The sequence below is a fragment of the Kitasatospora sp. NPDC059722 genome (assembly GCF_042733235.1).
In the GTDB taxonomy this organism is placed as follows: domain Bacteria; phylum Actinomycetota; class Actinomycetes; order Streptomycetales; family Streptomycetaceae; genus Kitasatospora.
The window spans coordinates 1-2591 of sequence record NZ_JBHWGD010000258.1; the positions used below are offsets into that span (position 1 = coordinate 1).

1 protein-coding gene is annotated in these 2591 nt (G+C 73.4%); it reads left to right on the top strand.

What is annotated here, in order from left to right; translation table 11 throughout:
• Positions 1 to 243: 243 nt before the first annotated feature.
• The gene (locus tag ACFV4F_RS43100) at positions 244 to 2478 is read left to right on the top strand and encodes an RICIN domain-containing protein (RefSeq protein ID WP_380511467.1); all 2235 of its coding nucleotides are present in this window, start codon (positions 244 to 246) and stop codon (positions 2476 to 2478) included.
• The last annotated feature ends 113 nt before the right edge of the window (positions 2479 to 2591 follow it).

Below are 2591 nucleotides of genomic sequence, written 5' to 3' on the forward strand. Positions count from 1 at the left end.
CGCGGCCTGAAGCCGCCTGAAGCCGTTCGAAGCCGTTCGAAGCTGTCCGGAGCCGTCCGGAGCCGTCCGGAGTCGCCTGACGTGGGCTGATGCCCCCTGCGCCCAGGGCCCGTTCACGTGCCCCGAAGATTTTCGAAAGAAGTTTCTGTTATTCCCACCCGCCCCATCCGGTCTCCCACGTGTCGGAAGGCCCGGCGCCCGTCACCACAGGGGCGCGGGCCGTCGCACGAGGAAAGGAACGCGATGGGACACCGCAGCACGGAGCTCCGTCGACGCAGGCGCAGGCGGTTCACCCGCAGGACGACGCTGATCGCCGCGGCGGTCGCCGCCGGCCTGGTCGCGGGTGCGCTCGGCATCTCGACGGCGCTCGAACCGGCGGGCAGCCGCACCAACGCCAGTGTCTCGGCGGACGGTCCGGTCCTGGGCAACCAGGCGGGTGTGGTGTCCGACGACGGCAGCGGCGAGACCGGGACCGCCGAGGGCGCGACCCAGGCCCCCGCGCCCAAGCGCGACCAGAAGGCCGCCCCGCTCAAGGAGATACCCAAGGACCAGCCCGACCGCGGCCTGGTCTACGCCGGTCTGAGCCTGCCCAACGGCGACCGCTGCGCCGGCTCGCTGCAGGTCTCCAACGGTCAGTTGTGCAGCCACGGCCCGGACGCCCCGCCGAAGGACGTCGACATCCACAAGGACGTCGCGCCGGTGGCCGCCGCGGCCGCCCAGGCGCCGGTGCTCACGCCAGCCGCCAACGCCCAGCCCCCGTCCGCCGCCGACCTGTTGAAGGGCGCCGCGCCGGTTCTCGATGCCGGCCAGAAGGCGCTGCTGGGCGACCCGGCCGGTGCCCCGCAGCAGAGCACCCCCGCCGCGTCCGGCGGTTCGTCCGTGGTCTGCGAGGGTGACGGCAGCAGCGGCAACCGCATCCAGGTGGTGTACCTCCACGCCCCCGGCAACGACCGCTACGCCCAGTACCTGGCCTCCTTCAAGAAGTGGGCCGCCGACGTCGACGTCATCTACAACGCGAGCGCCCAGGAGACCGGCGGCGCGCGGCACGTCCGCTTCGTCACCGACTCCGACTGCTCCGCGTCCGTGCTGAACGTGCAGATCTCCGACGCGGCGCTCCAGGACTTCAACGCGAGCAACGACGCCGTCGCCGCGCAGGGGTTCAACCGCAAGGACCGCAAGTACATGATGTTCACCGATGCCAAGGTGTACTGCGGCATCGGCACCTTCGCCGGCGACGAGCGCCCCGGCCAGGACAACCTCAGCAACTTCGGCCCCTCGTACGGCCGGACGGACTCGGGCTGCTGGGGCGGGCACACCGCGGCGCACGAACTGGGCCACAACCTGGGCGCGGTGAACAACAGCGCGCCGAGCACCAGCAAGGGCGGCCACTGCGTCTACGACTACGACCTGATGTGCTACTCGGACTACCCGTACTACCCGCAGATGAAGGTGGTCTGCCCGGACCGCGCGCACTACGACCGGCTCGACTGCACGCACGACGACTACTACAGCACCGACCCGAAGCCGGGCAGCTACCTCTCCTCGCACTGGAACGTCGCCAACAACCGCTTCCTGATCACCGGCAACGGCGGTGGCACCGGCCCCAACCCCAACCCGTCCCCGACCGCCACCCCCACGCCGTCCCCGACCGCGTCGCCCACCCGCACCGCGTCGCCGTCCCCGACGCCCGGCGGCGGCACGACCGGCTCGCCGTCCCCGACCGCGACCCCGACCGCCACCGGCAGCCCGACCGCGACCCCGACCCCGACCGGAACCCCCACCGCCGGCACCGGCTCGCCCGATGTGACGGTCAGTCAGGTCACCCAGAACTCGGTCATGCTGAGCTGGCCGGGCGTCCCGAACGCGGCCGGCTACGACGTCCTGCTCGGCGGCCAGACCATCGGCACCGTCCGCGCCACGGTCGTCGGCCTCGTCCGCCTCGCCCCCGGCACCTCGTACAGCGTTGCGGTCGCCGTCCGCGACGCCGCCGGGTCCGTCGGCAAGCCGGGCCGCACCGTCACCTTCCGCACCGCCGCCGACGCCGGGCGCCCGCAGCCCGGCGCCCACTACACGATGGTCAACGGCCTCACCGGCCAGGCCGCCGACCTGTGGGGCAGCTCGATGAACGACGGCACCGTCGCCATCGCCTACCAGCGCACCGGCTACGCCAACCAGAAGTGGGCGTTCGAGGACGCCGGCGACGGCGCGGTGCGGATCAAGTCGGTCCGCTCCGACAAGTGCCTGCAGCTGGGCGGCGATCCGGTCGCCGGCCAGTACGTCGCGCAGCAGCCGTGCTCCGACGCCGCCACCCAGAAGTGGCAGATCACCTCCGCCGGCGGCGGGTTCAGCCTGACCGCGGCCGGCAGCTCGCTGGTGCTCGGGGTCAGCGACCGCTGGTACTACGGTGGTTGGCTGCTGGAGCTCCAGCAGCCGAACGGCCAGCCGTACCAGAACTGGTCGCTGCAGAAGACCGCCTGAGTCCCCTGAGGACCCCGGGGGGGGCGCGCGGGGGCCCGCCCGGGGCGCCCGGGCGGGGCCCCGCGCGCGCGCGCGGCCCCGGGCGGCGCGCGCGCGCCCGCGCCGCCCCCGCC

Bases quoted from the DNA above. Each gene is read 5' to 3' on its own strand.
- ACFV4F_RS43100 (WP_380511467.1), top strand. From the start codon at position 244: ATGGGACACCGCAGCACGGAGCTCCGTCGACGCAGGCGCAGGCGGTTC.